Raw genomic sequence first — 23,689 nt, 5'->3', positions numbered from 1 at the left:
CGTTCGGGTGAGACGGGACGTGGCCCGCCCCCGGGTTGGGGGACGGGCCACGTCACGGTCTGCGCGGGCGTCAGCTGTCGCTGTTCGCTCCGCGGCGGCGCATGCCGAAGAACACCGCACCGCCACCGACGACGACCAGGGCCGCCGCGATGCCGGCGATGAGGCCGGTGTTGGAGTTTGCACCGGTCTCGGCGAGGTTGGAGTCACCGGCCGGAGCGGGCGCGTTGCCCGCCGGCGAGCTGCTCTGGCTCTCCGACGGCTCCGGCGCCGGGCTCTCGCTCTCCTCGGCGGGCTTCGACGGGGACGCCGACGGGGTCGGAGTCGCCGGGGGAGTCGAAGCCGGGGGCTCCTCCTCCTTCTTGCAGGCCGTGGCCGGGGTGACGAGGTTCGGCTTGATGTCCTCGTCGACGTACGAAGCGGCCTTGACGTGGATGCGGTACTCGGCGTTCGCCTTCCAGTCGTCGGCGAAGGTGATGGTGGTCCCTTCGCGCGAGCCCTTGACGACCTGCTCGCCGACCTTCTTCGCGTCGGCGCCGTTGTTCTGCAGGTAGACGGTGACCGTCGCCGGGATGCCGGCGGGGTCCACGTCGGTGACCGTGATGACGCCCTTGTCGCCATCGCACTTCGCCTCGGCGGAGAACTCGCTGATGTTGCAGGCGAGCGCGTTGCCGGCGGTGCCGAGCGCGAGCGCGGCCGAAGCGGAGACGACACCGAGGACACGCACGGCACGTGCGCGGCGGGATACGGACAGAACTGCCACGTTTGTCCTTTACAGGATTGCTGATGCGGGGGGGCTGGGGCAGTGTTGACTGGGCATCAGCACTACCGTGAGACCCTCAGGTCTATAAGCGCCGCATAAGTAGTGTCAACGCATATGCAGCCTGCAAGCACTTGCTTTGCCTTCTTATTAACCGCCGAGACGTTTCAACGCCTCGGGCGCCTCCTCGATCCGCTCCACCAACGCGATCCGCGCCTCCATCGAGCGCCCCGCGGCCAGCGACCGGAGCAGCGGCCACGTGGGCAGCTTCTCCGTCCAGTGCACGCGGTTCACCAGCACCATCGGCGTGGGTTCGCCGCGCGACTCGTAGTAGTTGGGCGTCGCGTTGTCGAAGATCTCCTGGACGGTCCCGGCTGCTCCCGGCAGGAATACCACGCCCGCGTTCGACCGGGCCAGCAGGCCGTCCTCGCGGGTGGCGTTGGCGAAGTACTTGGCGATGTGGGAGGCGAAGGCGTTCGGCGGCTCGTGGCCGTAGAACCAGGTCGGGATGCCGACCGAACGGCCGCCCTGGGGCCAGCGGGCGCGGATCTCGAAGGCGGCCGCGGCCCACTGGGTGATCGACGGGGTGAAGTGCGGCGCCTTGCCGAGGAGTTCCAGCGACTCGGTGAGCATCGTGTCGTCGAAGGGGGCGGCGTAGGCGCCGAGGTTCGCCGCCTCCATGGCGCCCGGGCCGCCGCCGGTCGCGATCGTGAAGCCGGCCCGGGCCAGCTCCCGGCCGAGCCGTGCGGCGCCCGCGTACTCCTCGGTGCCGCGGGCCATCGCGTGACCGCCCATGACGCCCACGACCCGGGCGCCGGACAGGAGTTCGTCGAGCGCGTCCGAGACGGAGTCGTCGTGGATCGAGCGCAGCATGGACGCGTGGATGTCGCGGTCCGCCTTCGTGCGCTGGAACCAGGCGTAGGCGAGGGCGTCGGGCGTCGCCTCGTAGCCCTCGGCGAGCGACGCGAAGAGTTCCTCCGGCGAGTAGACCAGGCCGCGGTAGGGGTCGAACGGCAGACCCGGTACCGGGGGGAAGACCAGGGCGCCGTCGCCGCGGACCTTGGCGGCCGCGTCCTCCCGCATCGCGCAGCCCAGGAAGACGGCGCCCACCGTGTCGTGGGTGAGCAGTTCGCGCGTACGGTCCGTCAGATCGACGGCCTGGACGCGGTATCCGGCGAGGGTGCCGCGCGCCGAGACGGTCGCGTCGAACTCCTCGAGGCTCTCTATCTCATGGTCGTCGTGGTGGGCCGCATGGGCGGGCATCGTCTGCACGCGCCCATGCTGGCACAGCCGCCGTCAGCCCTGGACGGCCGCCGGGTCCATCCACACGACCTCGAAGGTGTGGCCGTCCAGGTCGTCGAAGGCGCGGCCGTACATGAAGCCGTGGTCCTGGGTCTCGCCCGAGACGGAACCGCCCGCCGCGACCGCCTTCTCGACCAGCTCGTCGACCTTCTCGCGGCTCTCGGCGCTCAGCGCGATCAGCACCTCGCTGGTCCTCGTCGAGTCCGCGACCTCCTTCTTGGTGAACTGGAGGTACTTCTCCTCGGTGTGCACCATGACCACGATGGTGTCGCTGATCACCACCGAGGCGGTCGTGTCGTCGCTGAACTGCTCGTTGATCGTGAAGCCCAGCTCCGTGAAGAACTTCTTCGAGGCGCCGAGGTCGCCGGTGCACAGGTTCACGAAGATCATCTGCTGGTACATGCGAGGTCTCTCCCATCACGTCCGTGTCGTTACGCGGGATAGACCGGGGGCCGGACCGGAACTCATCGCCGCACGGAGATTTTTTTCGTACGGGTTTTCCGGCGGGGCCGCGGCCTCAGCGCGCCAGGGGCAGCGCCGCCAGTTCCGCGACCGTCAGGGTGAGGGGACCGAACAGGGCGAGCAGGGCGCACGCGCGCAGGGCGGCGGCGCCGCGCAGCAGTGTGGCGGGGGCGCCGAGCCGCATCAGTGCGGCGGTGGTGCCGGCCCGGGCCTGACGGGCTTCGACGGCGGCCGTCAGGAGCGTCGCCGTGGTGCAGCCGGTCACGAGGACCACGCCGAGCGTGGTGAGCGGACCGAGTGCGAGTCCGTCGGGGGCGTGCAGCAGCGCCATGGCCCACGCGGCGGACAGGACCGCGCAGACGACGCCCAGCGGGCGCCCGATGCGGACGGACTCCGCCATCAGGATGCGGCCGGCCAGGAGCCGCCGGGCGCCGGGGCGTGCCGACTGGAGCAGCCGTCCGCACAGATGCGTCAGGCCCGGGCCGGCCAGGGCCAGGCCGGCGGCGGCCAGGGCCCAGCCCGCCATCACGCCGGGGGAGGCGCCGGAGAAGGACAGGTCGGGGGGAGTGGGGGAGGTGCGGCTCGTGTAGCTCTCCACCGCCAGGCCCGCGGCCAGCACCGTGAAGCCCCAGGGCAGACCGGAGGGGGCGGCGGTGGTGTCCGGCAGGGCCGCGTCGGGGGCGGTGAAGCCGTCGGGGGCGTCGAGGGCCGCGGTGTGCGAGCCCGGGTGCATGGTCAGGGCCCCGGCGGGGCTGATGGCGCCTGCCGCGTCCGGATCCGCCGCGCGGGGGCTGAGCCACTGGGCGGGATCGCCGGCCGGGGCGCTCGCGGCCGCTGCCTCCGGGGAGGCCTGGTGGGGGGCCGAGGGAAGCCGGGCCGGGTTCCCGGCGTCCGTCTCCGGGCCGGCCGGTTCAGCCGGTCCGGCGAGCGCGCGGTCCGGCATCCCGGCCGGTGGGTCCGCGACCGCGCTCACCGTCCCGCCGGGGCCCGCGACCGCCGCCGTGGCAGGCTCGCTCGTCCGGGCGGCGGGCGGCCCGCCCTTCGCGGCGGGCCCGGTCGCAGGGCCGCCCGTGGGCCGGACGATCTGCCGGCCGAACCGGCCGTACGCCCCGAACGTCTCGCGGGCGCTGGTGCGCCGGTACGCGCCGAAGCGGCCGTACGTCCGGGCCGGCCGGGGCTCGGCGGGCACCGCCTCGCGCGGCCGCAGGGCCAGGGCCACCGCCACCGACGCGCCGACGGGCACCAGCGACAGCAGGGTCAGGGCGGCCGGGAACGGCAGGGGCAGGCCCGCGGCGAGGGACTCGGCGGCGGCGCCGTCGAAGGGCATGCCCGTCAGGTCGCCCCGCAGATGCAGGAAGACCAGCAGGGCCAGCATCGAGCCGAGCGTGCAGGACAACGCCGTCGTCGTCGCCGACACGGCCATCAGGCGCACCGGGCCGAGGCCGATCGCCGAGAGAGCGGCGCGGGGCCTGGTACCGGGGTCGGTACGGGCGACCGCGACCGCGAAGTACACGGTGGCGGCCGTCGGGGCCGCGCACCAGGCGAGCCGCAGCGCGGCGGAACCGGGGGCACCGGGGTGTCCCAGCGCGTAGCCGAGGGCGCAGAGCAGCAGGAAGCCCGTGCCCGCCGAGGCGGCCGCCACGAGGAGACGGCGCAGCTGGACGGCCGGGTGGGCGCCGCGGGTCAGACGGAGAGCGAGCACGCCGCCCGGCCTTCCGGCTCGTTGGTCTCGGCGACCGGCGGGAGATGCACCGTCTGCACGCGCCGCCCGTCGAGCAGGGACACCGTGCGGTCGGCGAGGGCCGCGGTCTCCGGGTCGTGGGTGGCCAGGACGACGGTGATGCGGTGGGAGCGGGCCGCGGTGGTGAGGGTGCGCAGCACATGGGCGCGGTCGGCGCGGTGCAGGGGCGCCGTGGGCTCGTCGGCGAACAGCACCGAGGGCGCGGGGGCCAGCGCGCGGGCGATGCAGACCCGCTGCCGCTGGGCCTGCACCAGCTGGTGGGGCCGCTTGCGGGCGCTGTCGCCGATGTCCAGGCGCTCCAGCCACTCCAGGGCCGCGGTCTTGGCGCGGCGCCGGCTGGTGCCGCGCAGCATCAGCGGCAGGGCGGTGTTCTCCCAGGCGTTGAGCTCCGGGACCAGGGAGGGGGCCGGGTCGATCCAGCCGAAGCGGTCGCGGCGCAGCCGCTCGCGGGTGAGGGGACCCATGGTGTGCACGGGCACGCTGTTGAACCAGACCTCGCCGCGCCGGACGGGCACCAGACCGGACAGGCACCGCAGCAGGGTCGTCTTGCCGCTGCCGCGCGGGCCGCTCAGGGCGAGGATCTCACCCTCGCGCACGCCGAGCGAGACGCCGCAGAGCGCGGGCGAGCCGTCGTCGTGCTGGAAGTGCAGGGCGCGTGCCCAGAGCACGTCGTTGTCCGGCGGGGCCTCCATGCGCGTACACCTCGGTTCAGATCCGTAGTTCCCGTGCCATCCCCCGTGCGGGGGAACGAAGGCAGGGCCGATCGGTCACTGGGCACGCTAGGCAGAAGGCGGCGGGACGCCGGACAGCACGCGGCCCCGGGCCGCCGTTTCTCACTCGAACGGGCGGCACCGGGGCCGGTGTTGATCATCCAGGCAGACGATCGGAGCGACGGGCGTCAGAGCTTCGTCCACGCCTCCGTGAGGGTGGCGCGCAGGATCTGCTCGATCTCGTCGAACGTCGACTGGTCGGAGATCAGCGGCGGGGCGAGCTGCACGACCGGGTCGCCGCGGTCGTCGGCCCGGCAGTACAGGCCGTTCTCGTACAGCTTCTTGGAGAGGAAGCCGTACAGGACGCGTTCGGTCTCGTCGGCGTCGAAGGACTCCTTGGTTGCCTTGTCCTTCACGAGCTCGATGCCGTAGAAGAAGCCGTTGCCGCGCACGTCGCCGACGATCGGCAGGTCGTGCAGCTTCTCCAGGGTGGAGCGGAAGTTGCCCTCGTTGTCCAGGACGTGCTGGTTGAGGTTCTCGCGCTCGAACAGGTCCAGGTTGGCCAGGCCCACGGCCGCGGAGACCGGGTGGCCGCCGAAGGTGTAGCCGTGCAGGAAGGTGTTGTCGCCCTTGTAGAAGGGCTCGGCCAGGCGGTCGGAGATGATGCACGCGCCGATCGGGGAGTAGCCCGACGTCATGCCCTTGGCGCAGGTGATCATGTCCGGCACGTAGTCGAACTTGTCGCAGGCGAAGTACGTGCCCAGCCGGCCGAAGGCGCAGATGACCTCGTCCGAGACGAGCAGCACGTCGTACCGGTCGCAGATCTCGCGCACCCGCTGGAAGTAGCCGGGCGGGGGCGGGAAGCAGCCGCCGGCGTTCTGCACCGGCTCCAGGAAGACCGCGGCGACCGTGTCCGGGCCCTCGAAGAGGATCTGCTGCTCGATCTGGTCGGCTGCCCAGCGGCCGAAGGCCTCCGGGTCGTCGCCGAAGAGCGGGGCGCGGTAGATGTTGGTGTTCGGAACCTTGTGCGCGCCCGGCACCAGCGGCTCGAAGGGCGCCTTCAGCCCCGGCAGGCCGGTGATCGACAGGGCGCCCTGGGGGGTGCCGTGGTAGGCGACCGCGCGGGAGATCACCTTGTGCTTGGTGGGCTTGCCGACCAGCTTGAAATACTGCTTGGCGAGCTTCCAGGCGGTCTCCACCGCCTCACCGCCGCCGGTCGTGAAGAAGACCTTGTTCAGATCGCCCGGGGCGTGGTGGGCCAGGCGCTCGGCCAGCTCGACGGCCTTGGGGTGGGCGTAGGACCACACCGGGAAGAACGCGAGCTCCTGCGCCTGCTTGAAGGCGGTCTCGGCGAGCTCGACCCTGCCGTGCCCGGCCTGCACCACGAAGAGGCCGGCGAGGCCGTCCAGGTAGCGCTTGCCCTTGTCGTCGTAGATGTACGTGCCCTCGCCCCGGACGATGGTGGGGACGGGGGCCTTCTCGTACGACGACATGCGCGTGAAGTGCATCCACAGGTGGTCGTACGCGGACTGGGAGAGGTCCTTGCTCACGGCTATCGGGTCCTCACGGTTATCGGGTTCCCCACATGTAGGTCTGCTTCTTGAGCTTGAGGTAGACGAAGCTCTCGGTGGAGCGCACTCCGGGTACGGCCCGGATGCGTTTGTTGATGACGTCGAGGAGGTGGTCGTCGTCCTCGCAGACGATCTCCACCATCAGATCGAAGGAGCCCGCGGTCATCACCACGTACTCGCACTCGGACATGGCCGACAGCGCGTCCGCGACCGCCTCCACGTCGCCCTCGACGTTGACGCCGACCATCGCCTGTCTGCGGAAGCCCACGGTGAGCGGGTCCGTGACGGCGACGATCTGCATCACGCCCTGGTCGAGGAGTTTCTGGACGCGCTGGCGCACGGCCGCCTCCGACAGGCCCACGGCCTTGCCGATGGCGGCGTACGGCCGGCGGCCGTCCTCCTGGAGCTGCTCGATGATGGCGAGGGACACGGCGTCCAGCTGCGGCGAGCTGCCGTTCCTGGACTCGCGGGAGGGCTCGCGGGACTCCCGCGAGCCCTTCTGATCTGCGCTTCGACTGGCCACGAGGTCACTGTGCACGAGGTCTCGACACTTCCGCAAGCCTGGATCGATGAAATTCGTTGTTTCGGTCCTCTACTCCTGCGGATTCCGCACGATCGAAGGGAGTAGGGGTGTTGAAAACGTGGGTCGGCCGACTAGGGTGGGTGTCTCAAGTACTGGACATCCGAACTGGAGGGCCGGCAGTGAGCACCGAGCTGCGTCGTCTGCGCAACTACATCGGCGGTGAGTTCAAGGACGCCGCCGACGGACGGACCACCGAGGTGGTCAATCCCGCGACGGGCGAGGCGTACGCGACCGCTCCGCTGTCCGGGCAGGCGGACGTGGACGCCGCGATGGCGGCGGCCGCCGAGGCCTTCCCCGGCTGGCGCGACACCACGCCCGCCGAGCGCCAGAAGGCCCTGCTGAAGATCGCGGACGCCTTCGAGGAGCGCGCCGAGGAGCTGATCGCGGCCGAGGTGGAGAACACGGGCAAGCCCATCGGGCTGACCCGCTCCGAGGAGATCCCGCCGATGGTCGACCAGATCCGCTTCTTCGCGGGCGCGGCGCGGATGCTCGAGGGCCGCTCGGCCGGTGAGTACATGGAGGGCCTGACCTCCATCGTGCGCCGGGAGCCGGTCGGCGTCTGCGCGCAGGTCGCGCCGTGGAACTACCCGATGATGATGGCCGTGTGGAAGTTCGCCCCGGCGATCGCGGCGGGCAACACCGTCGTGCTGAAGCCGTCCGACACCACCCCGGCCTCGACGGTCCTCATGGCCGAGATCATCGGCTCGATCGTCCCCAAGGGCGTCTTCAACGTCATCTGCGGCGACCGCGAGACCGGCCGCATGATGGTCGAGCACGACACCCCGGCGATGGCCTCCATCACCGGTTCCGTGCGGGCCGGCATCCAGGTCGCGGAGTCCGCCGCCAAGGACGTCAAGCGCGTCCACCTGGAGCTCGGCGGCAAGGCCCCGGTCGTGGTCTTCGAGGACACCGACATCGCCAAGGCCGTCGAGGACATCTCGGTCGCCGGCTACTTCAACGCCGGCCAGGACTGTACGGCCGCCACGCGCGTGCTGGTGCACGAGTCCATCCACGACGAGTTCGTCTCCGCGCTGGCGAAGGCCGCCTCCGAGACGAAGACCGGGCAGCCGGACGACGAGGACGTGCTGTTCGGCCCGCTCAACAACCCCAACCAGCTCAAGCAGGTCGAGGGCTTCATCGACCGGCTGCCCGCGCACGCGCGCGTGGAGGCCGGAGGCAAGCGGGTCGGCGACAAGGGCTACTTCTACGCGCCGACCGTCGTCTCGGGCCTGAAGCAGACCGACGAGATCATCCAGAAGGAGGTCTTCGGCCCGGTCATCACCGTGCAGTCCTTCCGGGACGAGGACCAGGCGGTCGAGTGGGCCAACGGCGTCGAGTACGCGCTGGCCTCCTCGGTGTGGACGAAGGACCACGGCCGTGCCATGCGGATGTCCAAGAAGCTCGACTTCGGCTGTGTGTGGATCAACACGCACATCCCGCTGGTCGCCGAGATGCCGCACGGCGGCTTCAAGAAGTCCGGCTACGGCAAGGACCTCTCGGGCTACGGCTTCGACGACTACACGCGCATCAAGCATGTGATGACGTCGCTGGACGCGTAGTCCTTCCCGCATCGCCGAACGGCCCCGGACGATTTCTCTCCGTCCGGGGCCGTTCCCGCGTCTGGAGGCGAAGCGGCCCCCACTTTTGAACGTGTTCAATTGCAGGCGTAGAGTGCGCCTCATGAGCGACAGAGCCGCCCTGCTGAAGGGCATCCGCGCGTGGCTGGTCTTCTTCGTCGTGTGTCTGGTGCTCAGCGGCGCCACGGCCTTCCCCCTGGTCCACGAGCTGCGGTGGACCGAGGGCCTGTTGCGCGGGCTGTCCGTGGGTGAGTACCTGCCCGGGCTGACTGAGTGGATCGGGCGGGTGCGGGCCGGTCTCGACGAGGCCGACACCGCCTACCCGTTCCTCCTGTACGGCACCGACTGGCTGGCCTTCGCGCACCTGGTGATCGCGGTCGCCTTCTACGGGCCCTACCGCGATCCGGTCCGCAACATCTGGGTCGTCGAGTTCGGGATGATCGCCTGCGCGGGCATCGTTCCCCTCGCCCTGATCTGCGGGCCGATCCGCGGCATCCCCTTCTGGTGGTCGGTGATCGACATGGCCTTCGGCGTGTTCGGCGTGATTCCGCTGTACGTCGTACGGCAGCGGATCAAGCGGCTGGAGGCGCTGACCGTGCGGGCGGCGGACCCGGTGCCGGGCGTCCGGAGAGAACCGTCGACCGGCTGAGGGTGCGTGCGGAACATCGGTGCACCCGGGCGCCGAGAGGCCATCGTGGCGGCACCGGCAGGGACAGCGCGCCGGTGCCGCAGTACCTCACGCGCCCGACCCCGGCCGATCCGGCGACGGTGCCGCAGCGCTCGCGCGCGCGGCGCACAGCACGTCGACGCGGTTCGTCGTGATCGAGTCCACGCCCGCCGCCAGCAGTCGACGCATGGAGCGGCGGGTGTCCGGGGTCCAGACGGAGACGAGGTAACCGTCGGCGTGCACGCGCTCGGCGAGGGGGCGGTCCACCAGGGAGAAGCGGTAGTTGAGCCAGCGCGGGCGGATCGCCTCCAGCAGCACCGGCCGGGGCGGGGCCAGTGTCGTCCACGTGAGGGCGATCTCGGCGTCCGGATCCGCCGCCCGCACGGCGAGCATGGCGTCGGCGCCCGCGCAGTAGTAGACGCGCTCCGCCGCCCCGGCTTCCGCCACGACTCCCATGATCCTTCGTACCGCCCGCACCTCGGGTGACCCGGGCAGGTCGATCATCACCCGGTGCCCGTCGGTCGCGCTCAGTGCCTCGGCCAGGGTCGGCACTCCGCCGTCGGTCAGTCCGCGCACCTCCTCGGACGACAGCGCGCACAGGGGCCGCTCGTGCTCCCAGAGCCGTTTCAGCGTCGCGTCGTGCAGCAGCACCGGAACACCGTCCCGGGTGAGCCGTACGTCGATCTCCACCGCGTCCGCACCCCGGCGCAGCGCGGAACGCAGTGACGCGACGGTGTTCTCGCGGACGCGGTAGGGGTCGCCCCGGTGGGCCACGGCGACCGGGGCGGGTGTCACCGGCTCAGCCACTGCGCGGTGTACGTGTCGATCTCGCCGGCGATCCGGGCCTTGCCCGCCGCGTCCAGGAAGGACGCCTCGACGGCGTTCTTCGCCAGCTCGGCCAGACCCCGCTCGTCGAGGTCCAGCAGCCGGGCGGCGACCGCGTACTCGTTGTCGAGGTCGGTGCCGAACATCGGCGGATCGTCGGAGTTGATGGTGACGACGACCCCGGCCCGTACGAACTCCTTGACCGGGTGCTCGTCGAGGGTGCGCACCGCGCGCGTGGCGATGTTGGAGGTCGGGCACACCTCCAGCGGGATGCGGTGCTCGGCGAGGTGCGCGAGCAGCTTCGGGTCCTGCGCGGAACTGGTGCCGTGCCCGATGCGCTCGGCCCGCAGGTGGGTCAGCGCGTCCCACACCGTCTGCGGGCCGGTCGTCTCACCGGCGTGCGGCACGGAGTGCAGCCCGGCGGCGATCGCCCGGTCGAAGTACGGCTTGAACTGCGGCCTTCCCACGCCCACTTCGGGTCCGCCGAGACCGAAGGAGACCAGGCCCTCCGGGCGCAGCCGGTCGTCGGTGGCGAGCCGGGTCGTCTCCTCGGCGGCCTCCAGGCCGGCCTCGCCGGGGATGTCGAAGCACCAGCGCAGCACGGTCCCGAACTCGGACTCGGCGGCCTTGCGGGCGTCCTCGATCGCGTCCATGAAGGCCTGCTCGTCGATGCCGCGCCGGGTGGACGAGAAGGGGGTGATGGTCAGCTCGGCGTACCGCACCTGCTGCCGGGCCAGGTCCCGGGCCACCTCGTACGTGAGCAGCCGGACGTCCTCCGGGGTGCGGATCAGGTCGACGACCGACAGGTACACGTCGATGAAGTGCGCGAAGTCGGTGAACGTGAAGTAGTCGACCAGGGCCTCGGGGTCGGTCGGCACCTTCGAGTCCGGGTGCCGCGCGGCCAGTTCGGAGACGATCCGGGGGGAGGCGGATCCCACGTGGTGCACGTGCAGTTCGGCCTTGGGCAGCCCGGCGATGAAGGCCTTCAGGTCGCGTGGGGCACGGGGGTCGACAAGGTGCTCGGTCAAGGGTTCCTCCCCGGAACGGCGCCGCTGCCGGCGGGGGCCGGCCGGGCGCGGGTGATCGGCTGATCGATTGACGCGAATTCATCGTATGCCGTGTGCTGCGGCGCCCTTTCCAACGGGCGCGGTCGGCCGCGCGACCAGCCCCGCACGCACCCGCCCTGTGGTGCGCGCCGGGCGGCCCCGTAGCATGACGGGACGATCGACCCAGGGGGGACCGCACGATGACGGACGCGACGCAGCCCGACGGAGGCAGCCACGACCCGTGGGCGCCGCCGGAGAGCAAGCCCTCGCTCGACAAGAACCAGACGCCGCAGCCGCCGTCCGTCCACGACCAGGCCACGGTCACCTCCATGCCGGGCTTCACCCCGCCCACCGGCACGCCGCAGTACGACCCGGCCGGTGCCGGTGCCGTCCCGCCCCCGCCCGTGGCCCCGACCGGCCCCGGAGCGCCCGGCGGCTACGGGTACCCCGGCTACCCGCAGTCCGGATACACCCAGTCCGGATACACGCAGTCCGGCTACGGCTGGCCCGGCATGCCCCCGGCCCCCCAGAACGGCCTGGGCATCGCCGCGATGGTGCTCGGCATCGTCTCCTGCACCCTCTTCTGCCTCTACGGTGTGGTCTCGCTGATCACCGGCATCCTCGCCGTCGTCTTCGGCATCAAGGGCCGCAAGCGCGCCGAGGCCGGGGTCGCCACCAACCACGGGCAGGCCCAGGCCGGTCTGATCATGGGCATCATCGGGGTCATCCTCGGCATCACCGTGATCGTCCTGATCGCCGTCGGTATCACGGCCGCGATCAACAGCGACAGCTACGACGACGACTCGTCCTACGGCACCCTCGGCCCGGTGGCCACCGCCCCGTCCCATCGCTGAAACTCGGGCTCTGCGCGGCCGACTTGGCCACTACGATGCCCTGGTCTGACAACGAGGGGAGATCGTCCATGTCGCACACCAATCCACCCCCGGGTGGCTTCGGCCCACCGGCCCAGCCGCCGCAGCAGCCCCCGGGCACCCCCGGCTACGGCTATCCGCAGCAGCCCCCCGCGGCCCCGGGCTACGGCTACCCCCAGGGCGGCCCCGGCTACCCGGCCGCGCCGCCCGTGGGTTACCCGCAGACGCCCGGCTACGGGATGCCCGCGCAGCCGAGCAACGGCATGGGCACCACGGGACTGGTGCTGGGCATCATCGGCGTGGTGTGCAGCGTGACCTTCATCATGTGGTTCTTCGGCGTGATCCTGGGCATCCTCGCGATCATCTTCGGCGCCATCGGCCGCGGCAGGGCCACCCGCGGTGAGGCCACCAACAAGGGCGCGGCGACCGCGGGCCTGGTCTGCGGCATCATCGCCACCGTGATCCTGCCGCTGCTGGGTTTCCTGCTGTTCGCCAGCATCATGGGCGGGCTCGGCGCGGCGTCCTGAACGGGACGCGCGGAGCCGGAGAGGGCCGGTCCCCGGGGCCGGCGACCTGACGGGGACCCGCAGAGCCGGGAGGGGGCCGGTCGCCGCGACCGGCCCCCTGGCTCATGCTCCGGCCGCCCGCAGCCGCTCCCGCGCCTCCATCAGCGCGAACCCCAGCAGATTGGGCCCCCGCCACCGCTGCGGATCGGCCGCCGCCTCGTCGTCCGCGGCCAGCCCGATGCCCCACACCCGGTCCACGGGGCTCGCCTCCACCAGCACCCGGTCGCCCGTGCCCAGCAGATACCCCAGAAGCTCGGGATGCGCGGCGAACTTGTGGACACTGCCCTCCACGACGATCCGGAACCGCTCGCGCGCCCAGGCCGCCTCGTCGAAGCCGCGTACCAGCCGCCCCGCCTTCTTCGCCTGGGCGGGATGCTCCGCGACCAGCACGGCCCGCTCCGCCGCCGCGTCCTCGAAGAGCCGCGCCTTGCCCGCCATCATCCAGTGCTCGGCCGTCGCGTAGACCACGCCGTCGACCGTGAACGGCGCCGGCCACCACTGGCTCAGACAGCTCGCCCCGATCCGGCCGTCCGGCCGCGGCCGGTGCCCCCAGAAATGCAGATACCTGACCCTGGCCCCCTCGCGGATCGCCCTGATCAGGGCCTCCCGCGAACCGACCGCCCCCGTGATCCTCTCCATGCACGCGAGTCTGGCACGCACCACGGACACAGCGTCCTGCCTTTTCGCGGCGAACTCGACACCTGGTCGACAGATTCCGTCGCGTAACCAAAAATCAACAACGGAATCACTTGTTGGAGTGGCATACCTCTGTCAGGATCGGCACTCAAATCGAGCTTGAGCCACGCCGGCCCCACCAGGGGACACGGAGGAGATCGACATGCACAACCCGGGCATTGCCACCCCGGACCGATTTCCGGCCGAGGAACGCTTCGCGGAGGGCGCGCAGTACATCGCGGGCCGTCCGGCCAGGGGCACCTCCGGCCGCACGCACGCGGTCGTCGACCCGGCCTCGGGCGAGGAGGTCCTCACCTACGAGCTGGCGGGCCCGGCCGACGTCGACCGGGCCGTCGCCGCCGCCCGCGCGGCCTTCCCCGGCTGGGCGGGGACCACCCCCGGCGAGCGGTCCGACGCCCTGCACCGGTTCGCCGCGGTGCTCGCCGACCAGGCCGAGGACTTCGCCCGCGCCGAGTCGCTCCAGTGCGGCAAGCCGCTGAAGCTGACCCGCGAGTTCGACGTACCCGGGACCATCGACAACGCCGCCTTCTTCGCCGGTGCCGCACGGCACCTGCAGGGACAGTCCGCCGGTGAGTACTCCGGCGACCACACCTCCTACGTCCGGCGTGAGCCCATCGGGGTCGTCGGATCGATCGCGCCCTGGAACTACCCCCTCCAGATGGCCGCCTGGAAGATCCTCCCGGCCATCGCCGCGGGCAACACGATCGTCCTGAAGCCCGCCGAACTCACCCCGCTGACCTCGCTGCTCTTCGCGCAGGCGGCCACCGACGCCGGAATCCCGGACGGTGTGATCAACATCGTCACCGGCACCGGCCGGGAGGCCGGAGAGCACCTCGTCGGGCACCCCGACGTGGCCATGACCTCCTTCACCGGCTCCACCGCCGTCGGCAAGCGCGTCGCCGAGGTCGCCACCGCCACCGTCAAGCGTCTCCACCTGGAACTCGGCGGCAAGGCGCCCTTCGTGGTCTTCGACGACGCCGACCTGGAGGCCGCCGCCCACGGCGCGGTCGCGGGCTCCCTGATCAACACCGGGCAGGACTGCACGGCCGCCACGCGCGCGTATGTGCAGCGGCCGCTGTACGAGGCTTTCGTGGAGCGGACCGCGGCGCTCATGAAGAGCGTCCGGCTGGGCGACCCCTTCGCCGCGGGCACCGACCTCGGCCCGCTGATCTCGCACGTGCAGCGGGACCGGGTGGCCGGGTTCGTCGACCGGGCGCGGGCCTACGCCCGCGTGGTGACCGGCGGCGAGGCACCCGGGGGAGAGCTCGCCAAGGGCGCCTACTACCGGCCGACCCTCATCGCGGACGCCGCCCAGGACAGCGAGGTCGTCCAGTCGGAGATCTTCGGCCCGGTCCTGGTCGTGCTGCCCTTCGACACCGACGACGAGGGCCTCGCGCTCGCCAACGACACCCCGTACGGCCTGGCCGCCTCCGCCTGGAGCCGGGACGTGTACCGGGCGAACCGCGCCACCCGCGAGATCAAGGCCGGCTGCGTCTGGATCAACGACCACATCCCGATCATCAGCGAGATGCCGCACGGCGGCTACAAGTCCTCCGGCTACGGCAAGGACATGTCCGCGTACTCGTTCGAGGAGTACACCCAGATCAAGCACGTCATGTTCGACAACACTGCGGTCGCGGCCAAGGACTGGCACCGCACCGTCTTCGGGGATCGATAGCCGTTTTGCAGGCCGCCTGACCAACGGCCGTCCACCCTCCGAAAGGGCACCACGCGCATGGAGCAGTACGAGCCCGACCGCCTGTCCGCGGCCCAAAGGGCCGCCGTGAGGCGCAGTTTTGCAAACGGCAGGGCCTCCCTCACCCGGCGGTCCCTGCTGCGCGCCTCGGCGGGCGGGGCGCTCGCGGCCGGCGGACTCGGCACGCTGAGCGCCTGCGGCATCCCCGCCGCCGGTCAGACGCAGGGCGGCGTCTCGGCAGAGGACCACTCGGCCAAGGAGAAGACGGTGAACTTCTCCAACTGGACCGAGTACATGGACGTCGACGACAGCGGCAAGCACCACCCGACGCTGGACCAGTTCGCCAAGCGGACCGGCATCAAGGTCAAGTACAGCGAGGACATCAACGACAACAACGAGTTCTTCGGCAAGATCAAGCCGCAGCTCGCCGCAGGCCAGGACACCGGCCGCGACCTGATCGTCCTCACTGACTGGCTGGCCGCCCGCCTGATCCGCCTCGGCTGGGTGCAGAAGCTCGACCCGAGCAACCTGCCGCACGCCTACGCCAACCTGTCGGCCCAGTTCCGCAGCCCCGACTGGGACCCGGGCCGCGCCTACTCGTACGTCTGGCAGGGCATCTCCACCGTCATCGCGTACAACAAGAAGGCCCTCGACGGCGTCGAGGTGAAGTCGGTGTCCGACCTGCTGGACAACCCCAGGCTCAAGGGCCGGGTGGGCTTCCTGTCGGAGATGCGCGACAGCATCGGCATGACGCTGCTCGACATGGGCAAGGACCCGGCAGACTTCACCGCCGACGACTACGACGCCGCCATCGCCCGCCTGCAGAAGGCCGTCGACAAGGGCCAGATCCGCCGCTTCACCGGCAACGACTACACCTCGGACCTGACCAGCGGCGACTTCGCCGCCTGTGTCGCCTGGGCCGGTGACGTCGTCCAGCTCAAGGCGGACAGCCCCGACATCGACTTCCTCATCCCGGACAGCGGATACGTGACGTCCACCGACAACCTGCTGATCCCCAACAAGGCACGGCACAAGACCAACGCCGAACGGCTCATCGACTACTACTACGAGCCGAAGCCGGCCGCCGAACTCGCCGCGTACATCAACTACGTGTGCCCGGTCGACGGCGTGAAGGCCGAGCTCGAGAAGATCGACAAGGACGCGGCGAACAACCCGCTGATCATTCCCGACAAGGCCATGGCCGCCAAGTCCCATGCCTTCCGCTCCCTGAGCTCGAAGGAAGAGACCGAGTTCGAAGCGAAGTTCGCGAAGCTGACGGGGGCGTGACCACCATGACGAACAAGACCGACCCCGGCGGCGACGTCCGCCTCACCGGCATCGCCAAGACCTACGGCGCCTTCACCGCCGTCCACCCGCTCGACCTGACCGTGCCGCAGGGCTCCTTCTTCGCCCTGCTCGGCGCCTCGGGCTGCGGGAAGACCACCACCCTGCGCATGATCGCCGGGCTGGAGGAACCTTCCGCCGGCACCGTCTTCCTGGGCGACCAGGACGTGACCGCGCTCCCGCCGTACAGGCGGCCGGTGAACACGGTCTTCCAGTCCTACGCCCTCTTCCCGCACCTCGACATCTTCGAGAACGTCGCCTTCGGCCTGCGCCGACGGGGCCTCAAGTCGGTGAAGAAGCAGGTCGACGAGATGCTCGACCTCGTCCAGCTCGGCGAGCAGGCCCGCAAGAAGCCGCACCAGCTCTCCGGCGGCCAGCAGCAGCGCGTCGCCGTGGCCCGTGCGCTGATCAACCACCCCAAGGTGCTCCTGCTCGACGAGCCGCTCGGCGCGCTCGACCTGAAGCTGCGCCGCCAGATGCAACTGGAGCTCAAGCGCATCCAGACCGAGGTCGGCATCACCTTCATCCACGTCACGCACGACCAGGAGGAGGCCATGACCATGGCCGACACGGTCGCCGTGATGAACGCCGGCCGTGTCGAGCAACTGGGCGCGCCCACCGACCTCTACGAGAACCCGCGCACCACCTTCGTCGCCAACTTCCTCGGCACCTCGAACTTCATCGAGGCGGAGGTCGACTCGAAGAGCGGCGAGGAGATCGTGCTGAAGGCGGGCGGCGGCAAGCTCGTCCTGCCCGAGGCGCGATGTTCCGCCCCCGCGACGACCGGCGGCAGGGTGCTGGTCGGTGTACGCCCCGAGAAGATCTCCCTCACCCACGCCGACGACGCCGGTGAGATAGCCGAGGGCCGCAACCGCATCACCGGCCGGATCGCCGACTCCAGCTTCATCGGCGTCTCCACGCAGTACGTCGTCGACAGCCCGGTCTGCTCCGACTTCGAGGTCTACGCCCAGAACATCGACCGCGATCCGCGCCTGGTACCCGGCGCCGAGGTCGTCCTGCACTGGAACCCGGCCCACACCTTCGGCCTGGACGCCGCCCAGGACGTCGACGCGGGCGTGGAAGAGGCGGCCTGATGTCGACACTCACCGAGGCGCCACCGCCCCTCGCACCCGAAGCGCCCGAACCGACACCCCCGAAGCGCCGGGGCCGTTTCACGCCGTACTGGCTGCTGCTGCCCGGCATCCTCTGGCTGGTCGTCTTCTTCGCGCTGCCGATGATCTACCAGGCCTCCACGTCCGTGCAGACGGGCTCCCTGGAGGAGGGCTACAAGGTCACCTGGCACTTCGCCACCTACTGGGACGCGCTGTCCGCGTACTGGCCGCAGTTCGTCCGCTCCGTGCTCTACGCGGGCACGGCGACGATCCTGTGCCTGCTGCTCGGATACCCGCTGGCGTACCTGATCGCCTTCCGCGCGGGCCGCTGGAAGAACCTGATCATGATCCTGGTGATCGCGCCGTTCTTCACCAGCTTCCTCATCCGCACCCTCGCCTGGAAGACGATCCTCGCGGACGGCGGCCCGGTCGTCGGCGCGCTGAACACGCTGCACGTCCTGGACGTCACCGACTGGCTCGGCATGACCGCCGGCGACCGCGTCCTGGCCACCCCGCTCGCGGTGGTGTGCGGTCTGACGTACAACTTCCTGCCGTTCATGATCCTGCCGCTGTACACCTCGCTGGAGCGCATCGACGGCCGGCTTCACGAGGCCGCGGGGGACCTGTACGCCCGGCCCTGGACGACCTTCCGCAAGGTCACCTTCCCGCTGTCGATGCCGGGTGTCGTCTCCGGAACCCTGCTGACGTTCATTCCGGCGGCCGGTGACTACGTGAACGCCGATCTGCTCGGCTCCACCGACACCCGCATGGTCGGAAACGTCATCCAGACACAGTTCCTGAGAGTGCTCGACTACCCGACGGCGGCGGCGCTCTCCTTCATTCTCATGGCGGCCATTCTGCTCATGGTGACGCTCTACATCCGCAGGTCCGGGACGGAGGATCTGGTCTGAATGGCTTTCGTCAACTGGCTCAAGAGAAATCTCGTCGTCCTGGCGGGACTGCTGACCCTCGGCTATCTGCTCCTGCCGAACGCCGTCGTGACGGTGTTCTCCTTCAACAAACCGAAGGGGCGCTTCAACTACGAGTGGCAGCAGTTCTCCCTGGACGCCTGGAAGGACCCGTGCGGGGTCTCCGGACTGTGCGGATCGCTGTCCCTCAGCCTCCAGATCGCCGTGTGGGCGACGCTCGGCGCCACCCTCCTCGGCACCCTGATCGCCTTCGCCCTGGTCCGCTACCGGTTCCGCGCCCGCGGCGCCGTGAACTCGCTGATCTTCCTGCCGATGGCGATGCCCGAGGTCGTCATGGCCGCCTCGCTGCTCACCCTGTTCCTCAACATGGGCGCCCAGCTGGGCTTCTGGACGATCCTCATCGCCCACATCATGTTCTGCCTGAGTTTCGTGGTCACGGCCGTCAAGGCTCGCGTGATGTCGATGGACCCGAAGCTCGAGGAGGCGGCCCGGGATCTGTACGCGGGCCCGTTCCAGACCTTCGTCCGGGTCACGCTGCCGATCGCGGCACCCGGAATCGCGGCGGGCGCACTGCTCGCTTTCGCCCTCTCCTTCGACGATTTCATCATCACCAATTTCAACGCGGGCTCGACCGTCACCTTCCCCATGTTCGTGTGGGGCTCGGCGCAGCGCGGAACACCCGTCCAGATCAATGTCATCGGCACGACGATGTTCATTGTCGCCGTACTGTTCGTCCTGATTTCCATGCTCGCCGGAAACCGTCGCAACAGACAAAAGGCATAACCGTAGGGAGTTGACATCATGGCCCCGAGTGCCATGAATCAGTGGACCCGTTCGCTTTCCGACGCCCAGCCGGTCCCGTACTGGCTGGACGACCCCGGCCGGCCCCGTCCCGAACCCGCCCTCACCACCTCCGAGACCTGCGACCTGCTGGTCGTCGGCGGCGGCTACAGCGGACTGTGGACGGCGCTGATCGCCAAGGAGCGCGACCCGCAGCGGGACGTGGTGCTGGTGGAGGGCCGCGAGGTGGGCTGGGCCGCCTCCGGCCGCAACGGCGGATTCTGCGCCGCCTCCCTCACGCACGGCCTGCCCAACGGCCTCGCCCGCTGGCCCGACGAGATCCACACGCTCCAGGAGCTGGGCGACCGCAACCTCGACGCCATCGAGGCCGCCGTCGCCCGGCACTCCCTCGACTGCGACTTCGAGCGCACCGGCGAGATCGACGTCGCCACCGAGCCCTACCAGGCGCGCGAACTGCGCGAGTGGCACGAGGAGATCTCCCGCCGGGGCCTGGCCGAGGGCGTCGAGTTCCTGGACGCCGACGCCGTACGGGAGCAGGTGAACTCACCCACCTTCCAGGCCGGCCTGTGGGACCGCAGAGGCGTCGCCATGCTGCACCCGGCCAAGCTCGCCTGGGGCCTCAAGCGTGCCTGCCGGGAGCTCGGCGTGCGCGTCTACGAGCACACCCCCGCCCTGACCCTCAAGCCCTACGGCGCGGGCATGGCCGTCCGCACCCCCTACGGCCGGATCCGCGCCCGCCAGGTCGCCCTCGGGACCAACATCTTCCCGAACCTCGTCCGACGCGTCCGCTCGTACACCGTCCCGGTCTACGACTACGCCCTGATGACCGAGCCGCTCACGGCCGACCAGCTCGCGTCGATCGGCTGGAAGAACCGCCAGGGACTGGGCGACAGCGCCAACCAGTTCCACTACTTCCGGCTGTCCGCCGACCACCGGATCCTCTGGGGCGGCTACGACGCCATCTACCCCTACGGCGGCCGGGTGCGTGCCGAGTACGACGACCGTCCCGAGACCTACGCCAAGCTCGCCGGTCACTTCTTCACCTGCTTCCCGCAGCTGGAGGGCGTCCGCTTCAGCCACACCTGGGGCGGCGCGATCGACACCTGCTCCCGCTTCTCGGCGTTCTTCGGCACCGCCCACCAGGGCAAGGTGGCCTACGCGGCCGGGTACACCGGCCTCGGGGTCGGCGCGACCCGCTTCGGCGCCGACGTGATGCTGGACCTGCTGAGCGGGCAGCGCACCGAGCGCACGGAACTGCGGATGGTCCGCAGGAAGCCCATGCCCTTCCCGCCCGAGCCGTTCGCCTGGACGGGCATCGCCCTCACCAAGTGGTCACTGGCCCGCGCGGACGCCCAGGGCGGCCGCCGCAACCTGTGGCTGCGCACGATGGACCGGTTGGGGCTGGGATTCGACAGCTGATCGACCGGGCGTGATCCGGTTCACTCCAACGAGGTACCGGAACCCGCGTAATGGCCGGGGGGACACCCCCTTCTCCCTCGTGATGCCCTCGGCGGCGCCCCGCGCGCCGTTGAGGTTCGCGAGAGAGAAGGGGGTCTTTCCGATGACCGGTGCGAAAACGGCGGTCGAGTGGCTCGCATCCGTCGCGCCCGATCCCGAGGCCTGCCGCCGGGAATGGGAGCGCAGTCCGCTCGGCGTCGCGCTGCTGCCGGCCGGCCGTGCCTGGGACGTGCTCATCCTGCCCGGCGAACTGGGGTACGCCACGCTCGACGTGCTCACCCGTGTCCTCGACCGACCGGGCCCCGTGCTCGTCAACTTCGGCGACGCCCGCATGGGATTCCTCGTGCCGGCGGGCACCGCGGCCCGGTGGCTCGGCACGGGCATCCGCACGGCGGGCGCCGGGACCTGGATCGTCGTGCCGTACCCCGGCCGCTCCTCACCCGGCGGCGTCCGCTGGCTGGTCCCGCCGGACGGCTCGGGCATGCTGACGGACCCGGCACTGCTCGAACTGGCGATGCACGAGGCGGTGGCGGCCCTGGCGACGGAGCACGGGGGTCAGCACTCCGGTGGCTGAGACCGGCCGGGCGTCGTCACGGTCCGGAGGAACCACCACAGCGCCGACAGCAGCACCGTGCACAGGCACCAGCTGCCCACCACGTCGAGTGGCCAGTGGTAGCCCCGGCGGACGAGTCCGTAACTCGCCCCGAGGATCAGCACGACGCACAGGGCGACCAGGGCGCGGCGGGCCGGGGCGGTGCGGAGCCAGGGGAGCAGCAGCAGCGTCGCGCAGCCGTAGGCGACGACAGCGGTGGCGGTGTGGCCCGAGGGGTAGTAGCCGGTCGCGGGCGGGACGGCCGGGGTACCGGGGCGGGCCGTGAGTTCCTTCAGCGGGACGACCAGCGCCGGGACCAGGGCCATGAGCAGCGCCCCGGCGGCGACGGGCAGCCACCAGCGGTCCGTACCGGCGCGCCGGTGGCGTATGGCGACGTACCCGAGCGCGAGGGCGAGGACCGGGACCGCGACCGGGACGTTGCCCAGGTCGGCGAGGAGCTCGGAGCAGCGGTCCGGGTTCACGAGCACCCGGCTGAGGCGTTCGTCGAGCCGGACGAGCGGGCCGTCCACGACGACCTGCCAGGTGATCAGCGCGAAGAGGAGGGCCGGGAGGGCGAACATGAGGGCGGGGGAGCCCGGGGGAGCGGCGCGGTCCTGATACGCGGGGATCGGCATGCGGCACAGCTTGGCACGAGGGCGGACGCCGGCTCGCGGGCCCCTGAAGGCCGCGACTCGCGGTGCCGTACCAGGGGCGGGGAAGAGAGGTCGGCCGCCCCGGAACAGGGGGGGGAGTTCCGGGGCGGCCGTTCCGGACCGGAACGTCGCGCGCCCCGGGGGGTTTGGGGCGGGCGACTGTCCGATCGGTGAGGAGATCCAGAGCCTCAGGCTCCGGTTGTGTGCGCGAGGGCACGACCAGGTCGAAGCTGGGGAGGCCCCGGCCTGATGTCACCCACAGTCCCCTGTGGGCGGGGTGTATCTCTCATCTGGGTAGAACCTACGACAGCGGCGAGGCGCAGGACAGGCCGTGGGACGCCCTGTCATCCACCTCGCACACCTTCTTCACACGCTCTGCCGGTCCCCCGGAAGGTCAGACGCGGGAGAACGCCTGCTCGATGATGTCGAGACCCTCGTTCAGCAGGTCCTCGCCGATCACCAGCGGCGGCAGGAAGCGGAGCACGTTGCCGTAGGTGCCACAGGTCAGGACCAGCAGGCCCTCGGCGTGGCACGCCTTGGCCAGCGCGGCCGTCGCCTCCGGGTTCGGCTCCTTGGTGGCACGGTCCTTGACCAGCTCGATGGCGATCATGGCGCCGCGGCCCCGGACGTCGCCGATGATCTCGAACTTCTCGGCCATGGCGCCGAGGCGGGCCTTCATGACCGCCTCGATGTTCTTCGCCCTGGCGTTGAGGTCGAGCTCCTTCATCGTCTCGATCGAGCCGAGCGCGCCCGCGCAGGCGACCGGGTTGCCGCCGTAGGTGCCGCCCAGGCCGCCCGCGTGCGCGGCGTCCATGATCTCGGCGCGCCCGGTGACGGCCGCGAGCGGCAGACCGCCGGCGATGCCCTTCGCCGTCGTGATGAGGTCCGGGACGATGCCCTCGTCCTCGCACGCGAACCACTGGCCCGTACGGCAGAAGCCGGACTGGATCTCGTCGGCGACGAAGACGATGCCGTTGTCCTCGGTGAACTTGCGGATCGCCGGCAGGAAGCCCTTGGCCGGCTCGATGAAGCCGCCCTCGCCGAGGACCGGCTCGATGATGACCGCGGCGACGTTCTCCGCGCCGACCTGCTTGCTGATCTGGTCGATGGCCTGCGCGGCGGCCTCGGGGCCGGCGTTCTCGGGCCCGGTCGGCCAGCGGTAGCCGTACGCCACCGGCACGCGGTACACCTCGGGCGCGAACGGGCCGAAGCCGTGCTTGTACGGCATGTTCTTGGCCGTCAGCGCCATCGTCAGGTTGGTGCGCCCGTGGTAGCCGTGGTCGAACACCACGACGGCCTGCCGCTTGGTGTACGCCCGCGCGATCTTCACGGCGTTCTCGACGGCCTCGGCGCCCGAGTTGAACAGGGCGCTCTTCTTGGCGTGGTCACCGGGGGTCAGCTCGGCGAGCGCCTCGGCGACCTCGACGTACCCCTCGTAGGGCGTGACCATGAAACAGGTGTGGGTGAAGTCGGCCAGCTGCGCCGACGCCCGCCGCACGACGGCCTCGGCCGAGGCGCCCACGGAGGTCACGGCGATGCCCGACCCGAAGTCGATGAGGCGGTTGCCGTCGACGTCCTCGATGATCCCGCCACCGGCCCGCGCGGTGAACACGGGCAGCACGGACCCCACGCCCTGCGCGACCGCGGCGGTACGGCGGGCCTGCAGCTCCTGCGACTTCGGACCGGGAATGGCGGTGACGACGCGGCGCTCCTGCGGAAGTGCGGTCAT

The 23,689-nt window shown here is 70.8% G+C and carries 23 protein-coding genes; 11 read left to right on the top strand and 12 right to left on the bottom strand.

Annotated features, from left to right (window positions below; genetic code table 11):
- Positions 1-70 precede the first annotated feature (70 nt).
- The 7 genes from ADK65_RS05780 to ADK65_RS05750 all read right to left on the bottom strand — a co-directional run bounded on the left by ADK65_RS05780 (position 71) and on the right by ADK65_RS05750 (position 7,081).
- Positions 71-760, bottom strand: coding sequence for an LAETG motif-containing sortase-dependent surface protein (locus tag ADK65_RS05780; protein WP_199825571.1), 690 nt, complete (start codon positions 758-760; stop codon positions 71-73).
- A gap of 147 nt (positions 761-907) precedes the next feature.
- The gene (locus ADK65_RS05775) at positions 908-2,029 is read right to left on the bottom strand and encodes an LOG family protein (RefSeq protein ID WP_053668714.1); all 1,122 of its coding nucleotides are present in this window, start codon (positions 2,027-2,029) and stop codon (positions 908-910) included.
- Positions 2,030-2,053: 24 nt separating this feature from the next.
- Entirely contained in the window at positions 2,054-2,461 is a 408-nt protein-coding gene (locus ADK65_RS05770; protein WP_053668713.1) for a VOC family protein, read from the bottom strand.
- A 115-nt stretch (positions 2,462-2,576) separates the two neighbouring features.
- Positions 2,577-4,223 (bottom strand): hypothetical protein, encoded by a 1,647-nt coding sequence (locus tag ADK65_RS05765; RefSeq protein ID WP_053668712.1) that lies wholly within the window; start codon positions 4,221-4,223, stop codon positions 2,577-2,579.
- A complete protein-coding gene (locus ADK65_RS05760; protein WP_053668711.1) occupies positions 4,205-4,954 on the bottom strand; it encodes an ABC transporter ATP-binding protein in 750 nt (249 codons plus the stop codon). The genes ADK65_RS05765 and ADK65_RS05760 overlap by 19 nt, the downstream gene beginning before the upstream one ends.
- A gap of 206 nt (positions 4,955-5,160) precedes the next feature.
- Complete coding sequence (locus ADK65_RS05755; RefSeq protein ID WP_078955824.1) at positions 5,161-6,528, bottom strand: aspartate aminotransferase family protein; 1,368 nt, start codon at positions 6,526-6,528, stop codon at positions 5,161-5,163.
- 13 nt (positions 6,529-6,541) lie between these two features.
- Positions 6,542-7,081 carry an Lrp/AsnC family transcriptional regulator gene (locus ADK65_RS05750; RefSeq protein WP_053668710.1) on the bottom strand — a complete coding sequence of 180 codons (540 nt, stop codon included), beginning with the start codon at positions 7,079-7,081 and terminating at the stop codon, positions 6,542-6,544.
- 164 nt (positions 7,082-7,245) lie between these two features.
- Here ADK65_RS05750 and ADK65_RS05745 point away from each other — a divergent pair, with 164 nt between their 5' ends.
- Positions 7,246-8,685, top strand: a complete 1,440-nt coding sequence (locus ADK65_RS05745; RefSeq protein WP_053668709.1) for a gamma-aminobutyraldehyde dehydrogenase — start codon at positions 7,246-7,248, stop codon at positions 8,683-8,685.
- 121 nt (positions 8,686-8,806) lie between these two features.
- Positions 8,807-9,352, top strand: coding sequence for a hypothetical protein (locus ADK65_RS05740; protein WP_053668708.1), 546 nt, complete (start codon positions 8,807-8,809; stop codon positions 9,350-9,352).
- 87 nt (positions 9,353-9,439) lie between these two features.
- Here ADK65_RS05740 and ADK65_RS05735 read toward each other — a convergent pair whose 3' ends face one another.
- Both ADK65_RS05735 and ADK65_RS05730 read right to left on the bottom strand, forming a co-directional pair.
- Positions 9,440-10,177 carry a glycerophosphodiester phosphodiesterase gene (locus ADK65_RS05735; RefSeq protein WP_078955823.1) on the bottom strand — a complete coding sequence of 246 codons (738 nt, stop codon included), beginning with the start codon at positions 10,175-10,177 and terminating at the stop codon, positions 9,440-9,442.
- The gene (locus ADK65_RS05730) at positions 10,162-11,223 is read right to left on the bottom strand and encodes an adenosine deaminase (RefSeq protein ID WP_053668706.1); all 1,062 of its coding nucleotides are present in this window, start codon (positions 11,221-11,223) and stop codon (positions 10,162-10,164) included. The genes ADK65_RS05735 and ADK65_RS05730 overlap by 16 nt, the downstream gene beginning before the upstream one ends.
- A 218-nt stretch (positions 11,224-11,441) precedes the next feature.
- Between ADK65_RS05730 and ADK65_RS05725 the strand changes: the two genes are divergently transcribed.
- On the top strand, positions 11,442-12,095 hold the full coding sequence (locus ADK65_RS05725; protein WP_053668705.1) for a DUF4190 domain-containing protein: 654 nt from the start codon (positions 11,442-11,444) through the stop codon (positions 12,093-12,095).
- A gap of 68 nt (positions 12,096-12,163) precedes the next feature.
- The gene (locus ADK65_RS05720) at positions 12,164-12,640 is read left to right on the top strand and encodes a DUF4190 domain-containing protein (RefSeq protein WP_053668704.1); all 477 of its coding nucleotides are present in this window, start codon (positions 12,164-12,166) and stop codon (positions 12,638-12,640) included.
- Between the two features lie 102 nt (positions 12,641-12,742).
- On the opposite strand, the gene ADK65_RS05715 is transcribed toward ADK65_RS05720, so the two are convergent.
- A complete protein-coding gene (locus tag ADK65_RS05715; protein WP_053668703.1) occupies positions 12,743-13,318 on the bottom strand; it encodes an NADAR family protein in 576 nt (191 codons plus the stop codon).
- Between the two features lie 199 nt (positions 13,319-13,517).
- Here ADK65_RS05715 and ADK65_RS05710 point away from each other — a divergent pair, with 199 nt between their 5' ends.
- The 7 genes from ADK65_RS05710 (at position 13,518) to ADK65_RS05680 (ending at position 21,289) form a co-directional block, all read left to right on the top strand.
- Positions 13,518-15,053, top strand: a complete 1,536-nt coding sequence (locus ADK65_RS05710) for a gamma-aminobutyraldehyde dehydrogenase (RefSeq protein ID WP_053668702.1) — start codon at positions 13,518-13,520, stop codon at positions 15,051-15,053.
- Positions 15,054-15,110: 57 nt separating this feature from the next.
- Complete coding sequence (locus ADK65_RS05705; RefSeq protein ID WP_053668701.1) at positions 15,111-16,358, top strand: polyamine ABC transporter substrate-binding protein; 1,248 nt, start codon at positions 15,111-15,113, stop codon at positions 16,356-16,358.
- Between the two features lie 5 nt (positions 16,359-16,363).
- Positions 16,364-17,509, top strand: coding sequence for an ABC transporter ATP-binding protein (locus ADK65_RS05700; RefSeq protein ID WP_420708974.1), 1,146 nt, complete (start codon positions 16,364-16,366; stop codon positions 17,507-17,509).
- Positions 17,509-18,438, top strand: a complete 930-nt coding sequence (locus ADK65_RS05695; RefSeq protein WP_053668699.1) for an ABC transporter permease — start codon at positions 17,509-17,511, stop codon at positions 18,436-18,438. The genes ADK65_RS05700 and ADK65_RS05695 overlap by 1 nt, the downstream gene beginning before the upstream one ends.
- Positions 18,439-19,239 carry an ABC transporter permease gene (locus tag ADK65_RS05690; protein ID WP_053668698.1) on the top strand — a complete coding sequence of 267 codons (801 nt, stop codon included), beginning with the start codon at positions 18,439-18,441 and terminating at the stop codon, positions 19,237-19,239.
- A gap of 18 nt (positions 19,240-19,257) precedes the next feature.
- Positions 19,258-20,676 (top strand): NAD(P)/FAD-dependent oxidoreductase, encoded by a 1,419-nt coding sequence (locus tag ADK65_RS05685; RefSeq protein WP_053668697.1) that lies wholly within the window; start codon positions 19,258-19,260, stop codon positions 20,674-20,676.
- Positions 20,677-20,818: 142 nt separating this feature from the next.
- Positions 20,819-21,289 carry a hypothetical protein gene (locus tag ADK65_RS05680; RefSeq protein WP_053668696.1) on the top strand — a complete coding sequence of 157 codons (471 nt, stop codon included), beginning with the start codon at positions 20,819-20,821 and terminating at the stop codon, positions 21,287-21,289.
- Here the strand turns inward: ADK65_RS05680 and ADK65_RS05675 are convergent.
- Both ADK65_RS05675 and gabT read right to left on the bottom strand, forming a co-directional pair.
- Positions 21,271-21,942 (bottom strand): phosphatase PAP2 family protein, encoded by a 672-nt coding sequence (locus ADK65_RS05675; protein ID WP_053668695.1) that lies wholly within the window; start codon positions 21,940-21,942, stop codon positions 21,271-21,273. The genes ADK65_RS05680 and ADK65_RS05675 overlap by 19 nt on opposite strands.
- A gap of 412 nt (positions 21,943-22,354) precedes the next feature.
- On the bottom strand, positions 22,355-23,689 hold the full coding sequence (gabT, locus tag ADK65_RS05670) for a 4-aminobutyrate--2-oxoglutarate transaminase (protein ID WP_053668694.1): 1,335 nt from the start codon (positions 23,687-23,689) through the stop codon (positions 22,355-22,357).

It is taken from the genome of Streptomyces sp. NRRL B-1140, assembly GCF_001280065.1.
GTDB lineage: Bacteria > Actinomycetota > Actinomycetes > Streptomycetales > Streptomycetaceae > Streptomyces.
Note: the sequence above shows the minus strand (reverse complement) of the source record. Positions and strands in the feature narration are given on the sequence as shown.